The sequence below is a fragment of the Streptomyces sp. NPDC046876 genome (genome assembly GCF_040645035.1).
In the GTDB taxonomy this organism is placed as follows: Bacteria; Actinomycetota; Actinomycetes; order Streptomycetales; family Streptomycetaceae; genus Streptomyces.
Genome location: NZ_JBEYXK010000002.1, coordinates 181,926 through 199,700 on the forward strand (window position 1 = coordinate 181,926; position 17,775 = coordinate 199,700).

The window sequence follows — 17,775 nt, forward strand, 5'->3', positions numbered from 1 at the left end:
GGTTATAGCGATGGCATAGCCAGGGGCCGGAATCTTTCGTCTCAACACGAACTCCCCGTAGACGGAAGAGAGAGTCATCGCTATGACCGGCACCGACGCTCGCATTCAGAAAGTCGTCATCCTCGGCGGCGGCACCGCCGGCTGGATGACGGCCGCTTATCTCGGCAAGGCCCTGCAGGGCACCGCGGACATCACGGTGCTGGAGGCGCCGGCCATCGGCAGGATCGGTGTGGGCGAGGCGACCGTCCCGAACCTGCACCGCGTCCTGTTCGACTACCTCGGCATCGCCGAGGAGGAGTGGATGCGGGAGTGCAACGCCAGCTTCAAGATGGCGGTCCGCTTCGTCAACTGGAGAACCGGCGGCAAGGGACAGCCGGAGGCGCGCACACTGGAGAACGGCGGGCCCGACCACTTCTACCACCCGTTCGGCATCCTGCCCGACCACGACAACACGCCGATGTCGCACTACTGGGCCAAGCGCAAGCTGGAGGGGCAGACGGAGGAGCCGTTCGACTACGCCTGCTTCCGCGAGCCCCCCGTCATGGACGCCAAGCTGTCGCCGCGCTGGCTGGACGGCACCGCCTCCACCCTGTACGCCTGGCACTTCGACGCCGCCCTGGTCGCCGACTTCCTGCGCCGGTTCGCCACCGAGAAGCAGGGCGTGGTCCACGTCGAGGGCGAGATGACCCGTGCGGAGAAGGACGGGCGGGGCTTCGTCAAGGCCCTGCACACCAAGGACGGCCGCGTCCTGGAGGCCGACCTGTTCGTGGACTGCTCCGGCTTCCGCGGCCTGCTGATCAACCAGGCGCTCGGTGAGCCGTTCATCGACATGAGCGACCACCTGCTGTGCGACAGCGCGGTGGCCACCGCCGTCCCGCACGACGACGAGGCGAACGGCGTAGAGCCGTACACCTCCGCCATCGCGATGTCCTCGGGCTGGACGTGGAAGATCCCGATGCTGGGCCGTTTCGGCTCCGGCTACGTCTACTCCAGCAAGTTCGCCTCGAAGGAGGAGGCGACGAAGGAATTCTGCGAGCTGTGGGGCCTGGATCCGGAGACGACGAAGTTCAACCACGTGAAGTTCCGGGTGGGCCGCAACCGCCGCGCCTGGGTCAACAACGTGGTGAGCATCGGCCTTTCCTCCTGCTTCCTGGAGCCGCTGGAATCGACCGGCATCTACTTCATCACCGCGGCGATCTACCAGCTCGCCAAGCACTTCCCGGACAAGAACTTCCACCCGGAGCTGGCCAACAGCTTCAACCGCGAGATCGAGGTGATGTTCGACGACACCCGCGACTTCATCCAGGCGCACTTCTACTACGCGCCGCGCAACGACACGCCGTTCTGGAAGGCCAACAAGGAGCTGACGCTCCCGAAGAACATCCAGGAGAAGATCTCCGCCTACAAGGCCGGCCTCCCCATCAATTCGCCGATCGCCGACGAATCCACGTACTACGGCAACTTCGAGGCCGAATTCCGCAACTTCTGGACGAACGGCAGCTATTACTGCGTCTTCGCCGGGCTCGGCCTCGAGCCGGACGCCCCGCTGCCGGTCCTCGCGCACAAGCCCGAGTCCGTGGCCGGCGCGGAGGCCCTGTTCGGGAAGGTCAAGCAGGAGCAGCAGCACCTCCTCGACACGCTCCCGAGCACCTACGAGTACCTCAAGCAGCTGCACGGCAAGTAACGGCGAACACGCCACGCGCGCCCCTTCCGGTGCGCGGGCCCGGAGCCGGCTCCTCCCACCGGCCTCCGGGCCCGCGCCGCACCCCGTACCCGACCGAGCAGGAGTCACCGCCGTGTCCCACACGTCCCGTCCCGCCCAGCCCCTGCGCGCGCCGCAGACCTCCAGTGGCGCTGCCGCTGCTGCTGCCGACATCAGGCCCTTGATGTCGGCGTTCCCGTCCGGTGTCTCGGTCGTCACGACCGTCGCCGCGGATTCCGAGCCGCGCGGTATGACGTGCAGCTCGCTCGCCAGCGTGGCCCTCGACCCGCCGACCGTGGTGCTGTGCCTGCGGACGCAGAGCCCGACCACGCAGGCGGTGCTGGAGACCGGGCAGGTCGCCGTCAACCTGCTGCACGAGGAGGGCCGCCCCGTCTCGGACCTGTTCGCCTCCGGGGACCCGGACCGGTTCGCGCGCACCGAGTGGCGGCTGCCGCTGGGCGCCGGCGGCCCGCACCTGACGGAGGCCGCGCACGCGATAGCGGACGGCGAGGTGGCCGGCGCCGTCGAGTTCGGCGACCACACCGCCGTGTTCGTCCGCGTCCACCGGGTCTCGCTGCACGACGCCGTGGAGCCGCTGCTGTACGGAAAGCGCAGGTACGCGCGGTGGAGCGATGCCACGGCCGTGCCCGGACCACCCGCAGCCGCTCCCCCGGCGGCAGGCTCGGCGGCAGCCCGGATCCCCGCTCCTTCGGCGCCGGAGGGAGCAGCCCGTGTCCGCCCGTGACCCGCTTCCCGACCTGCTGATCGCGATCCCCGCGGTCATCCTCGCCTGCAAGGCCGGCGCGATGCTGTTCCGCCGGCTCGGTCAGCCGCCGGTCGTCGGCGAGATCGCCGTGGGCATCCTGATGGGCCCCTCGCTGCTGGGCTGGCTGTGGCCGGACGCCCAGGCATGGCTGTTCCCGAAAACGGTCCTGCCGTTCACGGGCGCGTTCGGAAACGTGGGGCTGCTGTCGTTCATGTTCCTGGTGGGCCTGGAGCTGAACCTGTCAGCGCTACGCGGCCACAGTCGGACCGCGATCGCGGTCAGCCAGGCGAGCATCGCGCTCCCGCTGGTCCTCGGCTCGGGGCTGGCGCTGCTGATGTACCGGACCTTCGCGCCGGCCGGGGTGTCCAAGCTCGCGTTCGTGCTGTTCATCGCCGTGTCCATGAGCATCACGGCCTTCCCGGTGCTCGCCCGGATCCTCACCGACCGGGGGCTCTACCACACGCGGATCGGTGCGCTGTCGATGGCGTGCGCGGCCGTGGACGACGTGACCGCCTGGTGCCTGCTGGCGGCCGTGGTCGCGGTCAGCACCAGCACCTCCGCGATCGACGCGGTGACCACCGCCGGCCTCGCGGCGCTCTTCCTCGGCTTCATGATCTACGCCATCCGGCCGCTGATGGCCCGGTGGGCGGTGCGCGCGGCCCGTACCGTCGACTCGGTGGTGCTGGTGGTGCTGTTCAGCGGGCTGTGCCTGTCCGCGTTCACCACCGACAAGATCGGCGTGCACGCGCTGTTCGGGGCCTTCGTCTTCGGTGTGGTCACCCCGCGCGGCTCCCGCGTCATCGAGCTGTGCGCGGCGCGGCTGCGGGCCTTCACCATCCCGGTGCTGCTGCCGCTGTTCTTCGTCAACACGGGCCTGAAGACCAATGTGCAGGTGGTGGCCGCCGACCCGATGCTGTGGCTGTGGGCGCTGGCCGTCATGGCCGTCGCCTTCCTCGGCAAGTGGGGCGGCAGCACCACGGCTGCCAGGGCGAGCGGCCAGTCCTGGCGGGACGCCATGTCGATCGGCGCCCTGATGAACTGCCGCGGCCTGACCGAGCTGGTGGTGCTCAACCTGGGGTTCGAGCTGGGGGTGATCGGGCCCGAGCTGTTCACGATGCTGGTCCTGATGGCCCTGCTCACCACGGCGGTCACCTCTCCCGCCCTGTCGTGGCTGCGGCGGGACGTGCCGCCCGACGAGGAGGGCGGGGACCCGGCGCGCGGACCGCTGGTCCACGAACCGGTCCGGTTGCCGGCCAAGGCCGGCGCGGCCGGCTGACCGGTCCCGCGGGGCGGCCCGCGGGCGCGGCCCTGCGGCCGCGGCGTCCCCCTCCCAGGGGCGCCGCGGCCGCGGGGCCTCGGTGCGCTGCGTTCACCGCGCCGCGGCCGCCGCGGCGAGCGGGGCGGCGGGGTGCACCTGCGGTGCGGGTGCGGAGCCGGCCCGGACCCACCGCTCCAGTACGGCCTGCGCCGCCCCGGAGTCGAGCGCCCGTGCCGCGGCGGCGACCGACGGGCGCAGCCGCTCGGTCACGGTGCGGCCCCGCGCCGGCTCGGCCGCGGCCAGGGCCGCACCTGCCGACAGCAGGACCGCGTTGCGTACGGGGCCCTGCTCGCCGCCGGCGAGGAGGCGGCGGGCGACGGCCGCGTTGTGCACGGCGTCCTCGCCCCGCAGGGCCTCCACCGGGGCGAGCGGAATGCCGATGTCCCGCGGGTCGAAGGATTCCTCCCGGACCCTTCCCCCCTCCACGGCCAGCACCGTCGATGTGGTGGTGACGGTGAGCTCGTCGAGCCCGTCGTCACCGCGGAACACCAGCGCGCTCGCACCGCGCCGGGCCAGCACCCCCGCGATCAGCGGGAGCAGCCGCGCATCGGCCACCCCGACCGCCTGGGCGGTGGGCCGGGCCGGGTTGGTCAGCGGGCCGAGCGCGTTGAACACGGTGGGGATGCCCAGCTGCCTGCGTACGGCGGCGGCGTGCCGCATGGAGGGGTGGAAGTCGGGGGCGAAGCAGAAGGTGATCCCCGCCTCCTCCACCAGCGAGGCCACCCGCTCCGGGGCCCGGCGCAGGGTCACGCCCAGGGCCTCCAGGACGTCCGCCGAGCCCGAGGCGGAGCTCGACGCGCGGTTGCCGTGCTTGACGACGCGGGCGCCGGCACCGGCCGCGACGATCGCGGACATCGTGGAGATGTTCACGGTCCGGGCGCCGTCGCCGCCGGTGCCGACGACGTCGACGGTGGCGCCCGGTACGTCGAGGGGGACCGCGTGGTCCAGCATGGCGCGGACCAGGCCCTCCAGTTCGCCGACCGTCTCCCCCTTGCCCCGCAGGGCCACCAGGAATCCGGCGAGCTGTGCCTCGGTGGCCTCGCCCCTCATCACCCGGTGCATGGCCCAGGCGGTGTCGGCGGCGGCCAGGTCACGGCCGGCCAGGAGGTCTTCCAGCAGGGCGGGCCAGCCGCGGTGCTCGCGGCCCGGTTCTGGTCTGACGGTGGTCACTCGGTTCTCCCTCGGTGGGTCGTGGGGTACGGCCCCGCGCTCAGCCCCATTCCTTGTTGTTCGGGGAGGTGCTCGGCGAGGGGCTCGTGATCGGGTCGGCCGGGGCCGGGGCCTCGGTGGTGGAGTCGGCGCCGATGGTGGTCCGCGCCTGCGCCGGCTCCCCGTACGCGAGGGATACGCCGCCGGCGATCGCGACCGAGGCGATGATCGCGACGGTGATGCGCCTGACCTGAGTGCGCCACGTGTTCCGCATGATTTCTGCTCTCCCCGTTGGTCTCTTCCGAACTGCGGTTTCTTCCGGTGAGAAGAACACTAGGGAGACGGGGCTTCGAGCCGATATCGCTCCTCCTTTGAGCGGCGGCCCCCTGCGATAAGAGCGATATAACCGCTGGTGCGAGGGGGTCCCGGGGGGCCGGTGCGGACTTGCCGGACTCGTCGGCCGGCGCTTGACAGGCGCTCGAGGGCCGCTTGAGGAGCCCTCGAGGGCCCCGTCGGGCCCGGCCGTTATCGTCCGCCTCAGCGCTCGCGATACATCTCCGCGACGAGGAAGGCCAAGTCGAGGGATTGCGTCCGGTTGAGCCGCGGATCACAGGTGGATTCATAGCGTTCGCCCAGCTCCTCCAGACTCACTTCCTCACCGCCGCCGACGCATTCGGTGACGTCCCCTCCGGTGAATTCCAGGTGAACGCCGCCGGGATGGGTGCCCAGCTCCCGGTGGACCTCGAAGAAGCCCTTCACCTCGTCGACGATGTCGTCGAAGCGGCGGGTCTTCAGACCCGAGGGCGCCTCGAAGGTGTTGCCGTGCATGGGATCGCTGACCCAGGCCACCGGCGCCCCCTCCGCGGCCGTCTTCTCCACCAGCTCCGGCAGCCGCTCGCGCACCCGGCCGGCGCCCATCCGCACGACGAACGTGAGCCGGCCCGGCTCCCGTTCGGGATCGAGACGGTCGATCAGGCGCAGCACGGTGTCGGTGTCCGTGGCGGGCCCGAGCTTGACGGCGACCGGGTTGGCGATCTTGGAGAAGAACTCCACGTGAGCGCCGCCGAGGTCGCGGGTGCGCTCGCCGATCCAGAGCATGTGCCCGCTGGTGGCGTAGCGTCTGCCGCTCGCCGGGTCCTCGCGGACCAGGGGTTCCTCGTACTCCAGCAGCAGGCCCTCGTGGCTGACGTAGAACTCCACGGCGTGCTGGATGCGGTCGTCGGCCCCGCAGGCGCGCATGAAGCCGAGCGCCTGGTCGATCTGGGTGGCGAGCGCGGCGTACCGCTCACCGACGGGCGAGCGGGCGACGAAGTCCTGGTTCCAGGCGTGCGCCTGGCGCAGGTCCGCGTAGCCGCCGGTGCTGAAGGCCCGTACGAGGTTCAGCGTGCCGGCGGCGGCCCGGTGCATGTGCAGCAGCCGTACGGGGTCGGGGGTGCGGGAGGCAGGGTCGAAGGCGAAGCCGTTGACGGCGTCGCCCCGGTAGGCGGGCAGGGTCACCCCGCCTCGGGTCTCGGTGGGCCGGGAGCGGGGCTTCGCGTACTGGCCGGCCATCCGGCCGATCTTGACGACCGGGACGGAGGCCGCGTACTGCAGGACCAGCGCCATCTGGAGCAGGGTGCGCACCTTGCGGCGCACGGAGTCCTCCCCCGCGTCCGCGAAGGTCTCGGCGCAGTCACCGCCCTGCAGCAGGAAGGCCTGGCCCAGGGCCACCGAGCCGAGCTGCGCCTTCAGCTGCTCGCACTCGGCGGCCACCACGAGCGGAACGGCGGCCCGCAGCTCCCTGCGGACCGCCTCCAGGGCGGCGGGGTCGGGCCAGTCGGGTTGCTGGGCGGCGGGCAGCGCCCGCCAGGAGGCGGCGTGTTCGGCGGGTTCTGTGGGGTGCACGGGCTTGCTCCTTCGTCCGGGGTCACCCGGTGCGGGTGCCGGCCGGCTGGGATCGTGCGCCGGCGAGGAAGTTCTCCAGGAGCCGCAGGCCGCCGACCGTGGTGATCGACTCGGGGTGGAACTGGACCCCCTCCACGGCGAGGGTGCGGTGCCTGAGCCCCATCACGTAGCCGTCGTCGACGGCGTGCGCGGTGGCGGTCAGCTCCGGCGGCAGGGGTTCGGCGACGATGAGCGAGTGGTAGCGGGTGGCGGTCATGGTGGAGCCCAGTCCGGCGAAGACCCCTGCCCCGTCGTGGCGGACCTGGCTGGTCTTGCCGTGCTTGAGGCGGTCCGCGACGGTCACCCGGCCGCCGTAGGCCAGGCCGATGGCCTGGTGGCCCAGGCAGATGCCGAGCAGCGGCACCCGGCCCGCGAAGAGGCGGACGAGGTCGGGGTGGCCGGAGTCGGCGGGATGGCCGGGACCGGGGCCGAGGACCACGGCGTCGGGCCGGCGGGCGGCGAGGTCGCCGGGGCTCTCGGTACCGGAGCGGACCACCTCGGTGTCGGCGCCGAGGGTGCGCAGGTACTGGTCGATGATGTGGGTGAAGCTGTCGTAGGCGTCGACGAGGAGGACCTTCACGGGAGCAGCTCCTCACCGGTGAGCGCCCAGTAGGCGGCGCCCATCTTGTGCAGGGTCTCGCGCCATTCGGCGGCGGGCGAGGAGTCCGCGACGATGCCGGCGCAGCTCTGGGTGGAGTAGGTGGTGCCGTCGTGGGTGACGGTACGGATGCACAGGGCCAGGCGGGACCAGCCGCGCAGGTCGATCAGGCCGACGGCGCCGGCGTACATGTCGCGCGGCTCGTCCTCCAGCTCGTGGATGATCTCCATGGCGCGGATCTTGGGGGCTCCGGTGACGGTGCCGGCCGGGAAGGTGGCCTTGAGCGCGGACCAGGCGTCCTCGCCGGGGGCGAGCTCGCCCTCGACGGTGGAGACGAGGTGGAAGACGTGGCTGAAGGTCTCGACCGTCATCACGTCGCGGGCTTCGAGGGTGGTGGGCAGGCAGACCCGGCCGATGTCGTTGCGGCACAGGTCGACGAGCATCACGTGCTCGGCCTGCTCCTTCTCGCTGGCGAGCAGGGCCTCGATGCGGGGCAGGTCGACCGCGGGGTCTCCGCTGCGGGGGGTGGTGCCCGCGATGGGCCGCATGACGATCCGCTCGCCCTCGGTGCGGAAGAGCACCTCGGGGCTGGCGCCGATCAGGGTCCGGCCGTCGCGGGGGACGAGGTACATGTACGGGGAGGGGTTGCGCCCGCGCAGCCGCCGGTAGACGTCGAGCGGGGCCAGATCGGTGTCGACCTCGATGCGGTGCCCGATCTGGATCTGGTAGATGTCGCCGACGCCGATGTGGCGCAGGCAGTCCTCGACCCGGGCGCGGAAGGAGGCCTCGTCGGTGCTGTCGCGGACGGCGCGCGGGGCGGGGGCGGCGGGGATCGGGGCGGCGGGGGCGGCCGTGTGCGCGGGGAGCCGGTCGACGATGCCGGCCAGGTCGGTGCGGGCGGCGGGACCGCCGTCGGGGCCGAAGGCGGCGCTGCGGGCGGCGAGGCGGACCGCGGTCCCGGCGTCGAGGTCGTACCAGACGGTGTCCTGGAAGAGGGTGAGGACCAGGTCGGGTGCGGCGTCGGCGCGCGGGGTGCGCGGGGGCAGCTCCTCCATGTGCCAGGCGGCCCCGTATCCGATGGTGGCGAGGAAGCCGAAGGCGTACTCGGGGCGGCCGGAGACGACGTCGAAGGAGGCCTGGACGGCGCGCAGGACGTCCCAGACCTGCTGGGGCCGCTCGTAGAGCCGGTCGCCGGAGGGTCCGGCGACCAGACCCAGGTCGTCGGCGACGCGGCCGAGGGCGGCCAGGACGGAGGGCACGCCGGTGGCGGCGATCCGGCCGGGGTGGATGCGCAGCTCGGCGAGCCGGCCGAAGCCGACGACGGCGGAGTTGCCGTCGAACTCGGGGCTCTCCAGGGACTCGAGGAGGAACACGTCCTCGCCGAAGCGCTCGCGCAGGGCCGCGTAGAGCTCCACCGGGGGGTGGGGGTCGAGGGCGGTCTCCTCGATCCGGACGGTCAGGGGGCGCCGGCTGTGGCCGGCCGGCGCCCGAGTGGTGGTGTCGAGCAGTGTGGTCACCGGAACTCTTTCCTCGGATGGCTCGGGGCCGTTCGGGGCGGCCGTGGGGATCCGTGGGGGCGTGGTGGGGCGCCGCGCCGGGTGGGGCCGGCACGGGGGCGGGGCGGGGGCGGGGCGGGGCGGGGCGGGGCGGGGGCGGGGCGGTCCGGGCGGTCGCGGCGGGCGTCAGCCGTAGCGGCGCATGTCGTGGAAGAAGTCCTCGACGACGCTCAGGCGGCCCTCGCGGCCGAGGGTGTCGTACACGTGCCGGCCGACCGCGAGGTCCAGGACGCCCAAGCCGAACGGGGAGAAGAAGACCGGCTCGTCCTCGGGGACGGCGAGGGCTCCGCTGAGGACGTCGTGGAGGGTCCCGTCGAGGAAGTCGCGGCTGCCGGTGAGCTGTTCGGCGAGGTGGGGGGAGGTGTCGGCCTTCAGGCAGTGCTCGATGTCGTCGACGACGTTGAAGCCGGAGAGGATGACCTCGGGCGACAGGTCGCGCAGCGAGACGTGCAGGACGAGCGGGTTGTGGCCGAACCATGCGGGATCGGTGACGTGGGGGGTGCCCGCGACGGTGGCGAACACCACCAGGTCGCTGGAGCGGATCAGCTTCTCGGCGCTGTCGTGGACGGTGACCGGACCGGACTCGCCCGCCCGGGCGAGGTAGTCGGCGAAGCCGCCCGCGTGTTCGGCGGACAGGTCGTGCACGCCGATCTCGTCGAACTCCCAGCCGGTGCCCGCCAGGTACTGGTGGATGTACCGGGCGATCAGGCCGACGCCGAAGAAGCCGATGCGGCGCGGGCGGCGCCCGGCCGGGCTGAGCCGGTCCGCGGCGAGCGCGGCGGAGGCGGCGGTGCGGGCCGCGCTGATGATCGAGGACTCCAGGCAGGCCAGCGGATATCCGGTCGCCGGGTCGTTGAGGATCAGTACGGCGGACGCCCGCGGAATGCCGGCCGCCACATTCTCGGGGAAGCTGGAAATCCATTTCACCCCGTCGACCGGGGCCGCTCCCCCGAGCGAGGCCGGCAGCGCGATGATCCGCGAGGTCGGGCGATCGGGAAAACGCAGGAAATAGGAGGGCGGATTCACCGTCCCTCCCTCGCCGTGCACCCGGTAGGCGGATTCGATCAATCCCACCACCTCGGGCGCACGGCCTTCGAGGACTTCGTGCACCTGGGCGCCGGGGATCACGGCGAAGGAAGGCGCGCCGATCTCTAGGGGCATCGCGGACTCCACAAACTCGGCAGTTTTCTCGTCTGCGACGACGCTAGGCATCGGCTTTATCGGCGGGTTATTGGCCGGTTACGCCGCCTCCTGCGAAGGGCGGGTCCCCGGGCGGGCCCGAGGGGGCGGTCCGCTCCAGCGCGCGGGCCGCCTTCTCCTCCCACGGCGGGGAGCCGATCTCCCGGAACATCGCGAGGGCGGCGCTCAGGTGGGCGCGGCCCTCCTCCTGCCGGCCGCCGTCGCAGTAGACCTGGCCGAGGCCCAGGCAGATCTGCCCCTCGACCATCGGGCTCTGGGTGCGCCGGGCGACGTCGAGGGCCTCCAGGTACGTCCTCTCGGCCGACTCGCCGGCCCCGGCCGACAGCCGGGTCTCCGCGAGTCCCAGCAGCGCGTACGCCAGGCCCAGCAGGTCGGACTTGGCCTTGACGATCCGGATCACCCTGGTGAAGGCCTCCTCCGCCGGCTCCAGCTGCCCGAGGGCGAGGTAGGAGACGGCCAGCCGGTAGGTGGCCAGCGCCAGGCTCCGCTCGTCGCCGTCGATCCGCTCGCACAGCCGCACGGCCTCCCGGCTGAGCTCCACGGCGTTCTCCGGCCGGCCCTGGTCGAGGGCGAACTGGGCCATGTTGTGCAGGGCGTACGCCTCGGCGGCCCGGTCCTGGTGCTCCCGGAAGACGGGCAGGGCCTCCTCCAGCCGGGCCGTGCCCTGCTCGTAGTCGCCGCGGATCCGGTCGATGAAGGCGAGGTTGCTCAGCACCAGGGCGCGGCCGAGGGCGTCGCCCGCCTCGGTGTAGAGCCGCAGGGCGGTCTGCTGCTGCGCGGTGGACTCGGTCAGCCGGCGCAGCCGCAGTTCGACGACGCCCAGCTGCTGGTGCATGGCGGCCTGGCCGCGCAGGTTGCCGGCGGTGCGGGCCGCCTCGAGTGCGTAGTCGCTGCAGGTGCGCCAGTCCTCCAGGTAGTTGCGGGACTCGAAGAGCACCTCCATGGACATCACGAGGTCCCAGGCGAGGTCGTGCATGCCCATCCGGGCGGACTGCTCCACCACCGCGACGAGGGAGAGGCGCTCGGCCTCGAACCACTCCAGGGGCGCCGACAGCAGCTCCTCCAGCAGCACCGGGTCGATCTCCCGGCGCGGTACGCCGCCGTGGACGATGCCGTAGTCGCCGCCGTTCTCCCTGCGGTACGCGTGTTCGGCGATGGTCAGACAGGTGCGGAAGACCCGGTCGCAGGCGGCGATCCGGTCCTCCTCCGGCTCCTCGGCGCGGGCCAGCTCGTCCGCGTACAGCCGCATCAGGTTCTGGAAGCGGTAGCGCAGCTGCCCGGTGGCGTCGACGCCGACGACCTCCAGGAACTGGGCGTCCACGAGGTGCTCGATCAGCCGCTCGGCGTCCAGGACGTCGACGTCCATCAGCGCGGCGCCCACCCAGGCGGTGAAGTCGGGCACGCCGAGCAGCCCCAGGTAGCGGTAGAGCAGGGCCGCGTCCTTGTGCAGGTAGCGGTAGCTGAGTGCGAAGCTGGCCCGCACCTGGGACTCGCCCTGGCTCAGCTCGTCCAGGCGGCGGCGCTCGTCGCTGAGCCGGGTGACCAGGTGGCGCACCGACCAGTGCGGCTTGGAGGCCAGCCGGGCGGCGGCGATGCGCAGGGCCAGCGGCAGCCGGTCGCAGAGCTCCACCAGGCGCCGCGCCTCCTGGGGCGCCGCGGCGACACGGGTCTCGCCGACGATCCGCCCGAGCAGCTCCACGGCCCTGTCCTCGGGCAGCAGGCCGAGGTGGACGCGGGCCGCCTGCGGCCAGGTGACCAGCTGCTCCAGCTGCTCGCGGCTGGTGACCAGGACGGTGCAGCCGCTGCTGCCGGGCAGCAGCGGGCGGATCTGGGCGAAGGTGCGGACGTTGTCGAGGACGAGCAGCACCCGGCGGTCGGCGAGCACGCTGCGGTAGAGGGCGGTCAGGTCCTCCAGCCGGTTGGGCACGTCGTCGCTCTCCACGCCGAGGGAGCGCAGGAAGCGGCCCAGGATGTCGCCGGCGGCGGTGGGCGCCTGGTGCTCGTCGTAGCCCCGCAGGTCGGCGAAGAGCCGACCGTCGGGGAACTGCTCGGCCACCCGGTGCGCCCAGCGCACGGCGAGGCCGGTCTTGCCGACGCCGGCGACGCCGGTGATCAGCCCGATGGTGGGGGCGGCGTGCCCGTCGGCCTGTCGGCCGGTCACCAGGGAGTCCAGCGCTGCGAGTTCCCCGTCGCGGCCCGCGAAGCCGGGGACGTCGGGCGGGAGTTCGGACGGCACGATGGCCGCGCGGCTCCCTGAAGTCTCGCCGGGGGCGTCGGCGGCGGGCTGCGGGGCGGCCGCCGCGGGGGCCGGGGTGAGGGAGGGGTCGTCGCGCAGGATCGCGTCGTGCAGCTCCTGGAGTTCGGGCCCGGGCTCCATGCCGAGCTCGTCGATGAACTGGCGCCGCGCCTCCCGGAAGGTCTCCATGGCCTCGGCCCGCCGCCCTGAGCGGTACTGGGCGAGCATCAGATGGCGCCGGACCCGCTCGCGCAGCGGGTGCTCCCGTACGGTCGCGGCCAGTTCGGGCAGCAGCAGCTGGTGCTCGCCCAGGTCGAGCTGGACGTCCGTCAGCGCCTCGTAGGTGTTGATGCGGATCTCTTCCCAGCGCGCCGCCTCGTCCTCCACGAACTGCCCGGAGACCCCGGCCAGGGCGGGGCCGCGCCACAGGGCGAGCGCGGCCGCGTAGTGGCGGGCCGCCTCGGTGGGCTGCCGGGCGCGCACGGCCGCCTCGGCCGCGGCGACGAGGTCGGTGAAGGTGACGGCGTCCAGCTCGTGCCCGTCGGTGCGCAGCAGATAGCCGGGGTGAGAGGTGACGATGATCTCCTCGGCCACCCCCTCGGCCTTCAGCGCCTTGCGCAGGGCGGCGATGACGATGGCGACCTGGGTGCGCGCGGTGGCCGGCGGGCGTCCGTTCCACACCACATCGACCAGAGTGTCCACCGGCACGATGCGCCCCGGGCTCAGGAGCAGAAGGGCCAGAATCGTACGTTGCCGGGCACCCCCAACCGGAAGAGTTCGCTCCCCCACCGTGGCCATAAGTGGTCCGAGAATTCTGAAGCTGATTCGCTCGCCCAATGGATCTCCCCCCGTCACCGACCGGGCTCGGCAGCATGATCACCCTACCCTTCCGGCCATCGGTGGACAGCGCCGATACCTATGCCGTTCGGCCTGCACACCCCCGTGACCGAAACACGGTCGAGGGCCCCTCGATTGGCTTGAATTCGCCGCTGTGGCGCTGCCCGGAACCAGGGCTGCCCCCCTGTTTTCGCCGGCGTGCGACGCGGGCGCGTCCCGGGGATGCGGAGGGTTCGCGGGATTCGGGCGGTTCGCGGGTTTTACGCGGCGGGCCGGCCCTCGCGAAGATGTGGACGGCGCCGGCGCGCCGGGCGGCAGGACGCCCTCCGCTTCGGCCCGGCGCGCACGACGGGCGCGGCCCCGGCCGCCTCCGCCGACCACCGGATCGCCCCCGTCACAGGTCCCCTGCGACGCCACGGCCACACCGCGTCCGGAGCGCCTGCGACGGGGCCGCCGCGAGGCGGCTGCCGCCTCGCGGTGGCCCGTCCCCGTCTCGGGCTGCGGTCCCACATTGACCTGCGGGAACTTTTAGGTAAGCCTTACCTCGCTTCCCGCGGGATTCCGCTTAGGACCCCGCTCCCGCCCGTTCGCCCCCGGAGCCCCCCTGCCATGCTGTCCCCGGCCGCCTCCAGCCCCGCCACGGCCCTGGCCCCCCGCGCCCCGCAGCCGCGGCCCGTCCGCCTGTACGACTCCTGGTGGACGGTGTCGGCCGCAGCCCTGGTGGCGGTGGTCGTGCTGACCGGCGCCCTGTGGTGCTCCGCCCACGTCCAGACCGACCACTCCCTGCACACCGCTGCGCTCTTCGTCCACCTCGCGTCACTGGTGCTCGGCTTCGGCGCCGTGCTCTCCGCGGACTACTACGGCCTGCTGTGGGCCACCCGCCGCTGCTCCTTCGAGGAGGTCCTCGCGGCCACCGCGCGCCTGCACGTCCCGATCTGGGCGGGGCTGGGCGGCCTCGTCGCCAGCGGGATGCTGCTCCACCCCGACCTCGGCTCCCCCGTGACCCTGGTCAAGATCGGCCTCGTCCTGGCCCTGACCCTCAACGGCCTCCAGGCGGGGCTGCTCGGCCGCCGCCTCGAGGCCTCCGGCGGGGAGGTCGGCCGAGGCAGGCTGGCCTGGGGCGGAGCGACCGCCCTCATATCCCAGGCGTGCTGGTGGGGCGCGGTCGTGATCGGCTTCCTCAACACCAACGGCTGACGGCCCGCCACCGGTCCCGGCGGGCGCCGCCGCGATCCCGTGCGGCGAACGCCCCTGCGCCGAAGCCCCGTTCGGGGTGGCGACGATCACGTGCCCCTCGCTTAATGTGAGGGGGCGGACCGGGGCAACGGCGCCCCGGTCGACTGCAGTCCTGTTCATGCAAGACGTGCGGAGGATCGTTCCCATGGGTGACGCGAACGCGGATCGGCGGCCTCCGGGCGAGCTCGAGGCGAGTGTGCTGGCGACCCTGTGGGCGGCCGGAGGCCCGCTGACGCCGGGCCAGGTGCAGGAGGCGCTGAACACCTCGCACGCGCGCACCACCGTCACGACGATCCTGACCCGCCTGTACGACAAGGGCACGGTCACCCGCACCCGCTGCGGCCGCGGTTTCGCCTACCTCCCGACGGAGGACGCCTCCGGCCTGACCGCCCGCCGGATGTACTCGGAACTGGAGCGCAACGAGGACCGCGGCGCGGTCCTGAGCCGCTTCGTCTCCAGGCTCAGCGACGAGGACGAAAGGATTCTGCGGGCGCTCCTCGACGCCGAGGGCGGACCGGCGTGATCTACACGGTGTGGCTCCCCCTGCTCCTGCCGTTCCTGGCCGGGCCGGCGGCCCGCCGACTGGTCTCGCGCCTCGCGCCGCGGCAGGCGGTCCGGGTGCTGGCCCTCACCTCGGCGGGCCTCGCGGCGGGCAGTACCGCCGCCCTCGCCCTGCTCGTCGTCCCCGGCGCCACCCACGTGCCCGCCGTCGCCGAGCTGGGCCGGCTCCTCACTCCGGTCACCCCGCATGCGGCGGTCCCGCCCGGCGCCCCGGCGGTCGCCGGCGCGTGCGTCGCCCTGGCCCTGCTCGTGGTGTGCACGAGCCTGCTGGTCCGCGGGCTGCTGAGGCACCGCGCCCAACTGCTGCGGGCGCGGCGGCTGGCGGCCCGCGCCGGCAGCGAGCTCCTCGTCCTGCCCGACGAGGCCCCCGACGCGTACGCCCTGCCCGGCCGCCCGGGCCGGATCGTGGTGACCGCGGGCATGCTGCGCGCCCTGTCCCCCGGGGAACGCGAGGCGCTGCTCGCGCACGAACGCTCCCACCTGCGCGGCCGCCACCACCGCCACACCGCCGTGATGACGCTGGCCGCCCTGTGCCACCCGGCGCTCGGGGCGCTGCGCGAGCCGCTGGCGTACGCCCTGGAGCGCTGCGCCGACGAGGACGCCGCCCGAGCCGTCGGCGACCGGCGCCTGACGGCCCGTGCGATCGCCAAGGCCGCGCTGGCCGCCCGTACTCCCGGCTCCGGCGGGCGGCCCGGCGTCGCGCTGGCCGCCACGGCCGGCCCGGTCCCGCGCCGGGTGGCGGCCCTGCTCGACCAGGGGGCCGCTTCCGGTTCCGCCCGCAGCCGGCGCGGCACCGGAATCGCCCCGGCCTGCGCCCTGCTGTCGTGCCTGGCACTGTCGGCGGTGTCGGCCGTGGACGCCGCCGGCGACCTCCACACGAGCATCGAGATCGCCCAGGGCGAGCGCCGCCCGCGCTGACCGGGGCGGCGCCGACCGGGCCGCCGACGGGCCGGATTCCGCAGCCGTCGGCGGCGCGGTCCGCGGAAGACGTCTTCCACAGCGGGATGCGTGCTACGAAATCCGCAGCAACGACCCCTCAAGACCCATGGAATCGCAAGCTACCGGCCAGTTTCACTTTCAAAAACATTGTCCGCGGCCTTGCGTGTCGGCGGGTGCGTCCGCCAGGATCAGTGCCGACCGGGCCCCGGAACGGCCCGCTCCGCCTCGACTCCCGTCCGTGCACCGGCAATCCCGTGCCGTCGGCCGCCGGCTCGCCCGCCCCATCCGCGCGGCCGCCCGCCCGCCTCCGAGGCCCTCTCATTCACCTACCTCAAGGCAAGGCAGAGATGGCACCACTGGCCCCGCGCCGCAGACCCCGCACGACCGAGCACCCCGTCGACGAGGTCCTCCCGCTCCCACGGCTCGCGCTCTACGGCTTCCAGCACGTCCTCGCGTTCTACGCCGGAGCCGTCCTCGTCCCCGTCCTCCTCGGCAGCAGCCTCGGGCTCTCCCGCCAGGAGCTCGTCTACCTCATCAACGCCGACCTGGTCACGGCCGGCATCGCCACCGTCATCCAGGCCTGGGGCTTCTGGCGGATCGGCTCCCGCCTGCCGCTCGTCCAGGGGGCGACCTTCACGGCCGTCTCCCCGATGATCGCCATCGGCCAGGGTGCCGGCGGCGGCACCGCCGGCCTGCTGGTGGTCTACGGCGCCGTGATCACCGCCGGGCTCGCGACCTTCCTGCTGGCGCCCTTCGCCGGCCGGCTGGCCCCGTACTTCCCGCCCGTCGTCACCGGCACCCTGCTGACCGTCATCGGCATCACCCTCATCCCCGTCGCCCTCCAGGACGTCGGCGGCGGCGCCGGCCTCATCGGCACCCCCGGCTACGGCGACCCCTCCCACCTCGCGTACGCCGCCGGCACCCTGCTGTTCATCCTGCTCGTCTCCCGGCTCGGCGGGCCCTTCCTCGGCAGCATCGCCGTCCTGCTCGGCCTGGTCGGCGGCACCCTGGCCGCCTGGCTGCTCGGCGACGCCGACCTCGGGGCCGTCGACCAGGCGGACTGGCTCGGCGTCAGCGCGCCCTTCCACTACGGCCTGCCGCACTTCTCGCTGTTCCCCATCCTGGCCATGGTCGTCGTCATGATGATCACGGCGGTGGAGACCACCGGCGACGTGTACGCGATGGGCGAGATCACCGGCCGGCCCGTCGACGGCGAGACCGTGAGCCGCGCCCTGCGCGCCGACGGCGTCTCAACCGTCCTGGGCGGCCTCTTCAACTCCTTCCCGTACGTGGCCTTCGCCGAGAACATCGGCCTCGTCCGCATCACCCGCGTCACCAGCCGGTTCGTCGTGGTCGCGGCGGGGCTGTTCATGATCGCGCTGGGGCTCGTGCCCAAGGCGGGCGCGGTCGTCGCCTCGATCCCGCACCCGGTGCTCGGCGGCGCGGCCGTCGCGATGTTCGGCATGGTCGCCACCGTCGGCATCCAGATCCTCGCCCGGGTCGACCTCAAGGAGGAGCGCAACGCCCTGATCCTGGCGGTCAGCCTCGGCGCCGCCATGCTGCCGACCGTCGTCGGCCCGTTCTTCGAGCGGATGCCCACCGAACTGCGGGCGGTCCTGGGCAGCGGGATCACCCTCGGCAGCCTCACGGCCGTCCTGCTCAACCTGTTCTTCCACGGGTTCACCGCCCGCAGGTCCCGCGAGGAGATCGACTGGGACGCCCTCGCCGAACCGGACGCCCCGGCGAACCGGTGA

Annotated in this window: 14 protein-coding genes; 7 read left to right on the plus strand and 7 right to left on the minus strand. The window is 73.1% G+C overall.

From position 1 onward, the window contains the following. Positions 1-82: 82 nt before the first annotated feature. The 3 genes from ABZ924_RS02460 to ABZ924_RS02470 all read left to right on the plus strand — a co-directional run bounded on the left by ABZ924_RS02460 (position 83) and on the right by ABZ924_RS02470 (position 3,744). The gene (locus tag ABZ924_RS02460; protein WP_361902807.1) at positions 83-1,684 is read left to right on the plus strand and encodes a tryptophan halogenase family protein; all 1,602 of its coding nucleotides are present in this window, start codon (positions 83-85) and stop codon (positions 1,682-1,684) included. Between the two features lie 112 nt (positions 1,685-1,796). Next, on the plus strand, positions 1,797-2,447 hold the full coding sequence (locus ABZ924_RS02465) for a flavin reductase family protein (RefSeq protein WP_361902810.1): 651 nt from the start codon (positions 1,797-1,799) through the stop codon (positions 2,445-2,447). Continuing rightward, the gene (locus ABZ924_RS02470; protein WP_361902813.1) at positions 2,434-3,744 is read left to right on the plus strand and encodes a cation:proton antiporter; all 1,311 of its coding nucleotides are present in this window, start codon (positions 2,434-2,436) and stop codon (positions 3,742-3,744) included. Before ABZ924_RS02465 ends, ABZ924_RS02470 begins: the two co-directional genes overlap by 14 nt. Positions 3,745-3,837: 93 nt before the next feature. Here the strand turns inward: ABZ924_RS02470 and trpD are convergent, their stop codons facing one another. The 7 genes from trpD to ABZ924_RS02505 form a co-directional block, all read right to left on the minus strand. Further along, positions 3,838-4,956, minus strand: coding sequence for an anthranilate phosphoribosyltransferase (gene trpD / locus ABZ924_RS02475; protein ID WP_361902816.1), 1,119 nt, complete (start codon positions 4,954-4,956; stop codon positions 3,838-3,840). Between the two features lie 40 nt (positions 4,957-4,996). After that, the gene (locus ABZ924_RS02480; RefSeq protein WP_361902819.1) at positions 4,997-5,209 is read right to left on the minus strand and encodes a hypothetical protein; all 213 of its coding nucleotides are present in this window, start codon (positions 5,207-5,209) and stop codon (positions 4,997-4,999) included. Between the two features lie 263 nt (positions 5,210-5,472). Next, positions 5,473-6,819 carry a class II 3-deoxy-7-phosphoheptulonate synthase gene (locus tag ABZ924_RS02485; protein WP_361902822.1) on the minus strand — a complete coding sequence of 449 codons (1,347 nt, stop codon included), beginning with the start codon at positions 6,817-6,819 and terminating at the stop codon, positions 5,473-5,475. Positions 6,820-6,841: 22 nt separating this feature from the next. Further along, entirely contained in the window at positions 6,842-7,438 is a 597-nt protein-coding gene (locus ABZ924_RS02490) for an aminodeoxychorismate/anthranilate synthase component II (protein WP_361902824.1), read from the minus strand. Further along, the gene (locus ABZ924_RS02495) at positions 7,435-8,973 is read right to left on the minus strand and encodes an anthranilate synthase component I family protein (RefSeq protein ID WP_361902827.1); all 1,539 of its coding nucleotides are present in this window, start codon (positions 8,971-8,973) and stop codon (positions 7,435-7,437) included. The genes ABZ924_RS02490 and ABZ924_RS02495 overlap by 4 nt, the downstream gene beginning before the upstream one ends. A 165-nt stretch (positions 8,974-9,138) precedes the next feature. Then, complete coding sequence (sbnB, locus tag ABZ924_RS02500) at positions 9,139-10,173, minus strand: 2,3-diaminopropionate biosynthesis protein SbnB (RefSeq protein WP_361902829.1); 1,035 nt, start codon at positions 10,171-10,173, stop codon at positions 9,139-9,141. A 67-nt stretch (positions 10,174-10,240) separates the two neighbouring features. Continuing rightward, positions 10,241-13,246, minus strand: coding sequence for a BTAD domain-containing putative transcriptional regulator (locus ABZ924_RS02505; RefSeq protein ID WP_361902832.1), 3,006 nt, complete (start codon positions 13,244-13,246; stop codon positions 10,241-10,243). 648 nt (positions 13,247-13,894) lie between these two features. Between ABZ924_RS02505 and ABZ924_RS02510 the strand changes: the two genes are divergently transcribed. The 4 genes from ABZ924_RS02510 (at position 13,895) to ABZ924_RS02525 (ending at position 17,775) form a co-directional block, all read left to right on the plus strand. After that, entirely contained in the window at positions 13,895-14,482 is a 588-nt protein-coding gene (locus tag ABZ924_RS02510) for a hypothetical protein (protein ID WP_361902835.1), read from the plus strand. Between the two features lie 184 nt (positions 14,483-14,666). Next, on the plus strand, positions 14,667-15,044 hold the full coding sequence (locus ABZ924_RS02515; protein WP_361902838.1) for a BlaI/MecI/CopY family transcriptional regulator: 378 nt from the start codon (positions 14,667-14,669) through the stop codon (positions 15,042-15,044). Continuing rightward, positions 15,041-16,000 (plus strand): M56 family metallopeptidase, encoded by a 960-nt coding sequence (locus ABZ924_RS02520; protein ID WP_361902840.1) that lies wholly within the window; start codon positions 15,041-15,043, stop codon positions 15,998-16,000. The genes ABZ924_RS02515 and ABZ924_RS02520 overlap by 4 nt, the downstream gene beginning before the upstream one ends. Positions 16,001-16,368: 368 nt before the next feature. Further along, on the plus strand, positions 16,369-17,775 hold the full coding sequence (locus tag ABZ924_RS02525) for a nucleobase:cation symporter-2 family protein (protein ID WP_361902843.1): 1,407 nt from the start codon (positions 16,369-16,371) through the stop codon (positions 17,773-17,775).

Excerpts from the sequence above, each read along its gene's own strand:
- ABZ924_RS02515 (WP_361902838.1), top strand. The coding sequence starts at position 14,667 with ATGGGTGACGCGAACGCGGATCGGCGGCCTCCGGGCGAGCTCGAGGCG.
- sbnB (WP_361902829.1), bottom strand. The coding sequence starts at position 10,173 with ATGCCCCTAGAGATCGGCGCGCCTTCCTTCGCCGTGATCCCCGGCGCC.
- ABZ924_RS02505 (WP_361902832.1), bottom strand. The coding sequence starts at position 13,246 with ATGGCCACGGTGGGGGAGCGAACTCTTCCGGTTGGGGGTGCCCGGCAA.
- ABZ924_RS02460 (WP_361902807.1), top strand. The coding sequence starts at position 83 with ATGACCGGCACCGACGCTCGCATTCAGAAAGTCGTCATCCTCGGCGGC.
- ABZ924_RS02480 (WP_361902819.1), bottom strand. The coding sequence starts at position 5,209 with ATGCGGAACACGTGGCGCACTCAGGTCAGGCGCATCACCGTCGCGATC.
- ABZ924_RS02525 (WP_361902843.1), top strand. The coding sequence starts at position 16,369 with ATGGCACCACTGGCCCCGCGCCGCAGACCCCGCACGACCGAGCACCCC.
- ABZ924_RS02510 (WP_361902835.1), top strand. The coding sequence starts at position 13,895 with ATGCTGTCCCCGGCCGCCTCCAGCCCCGCCACGGCCCTGGCCCCCCGC.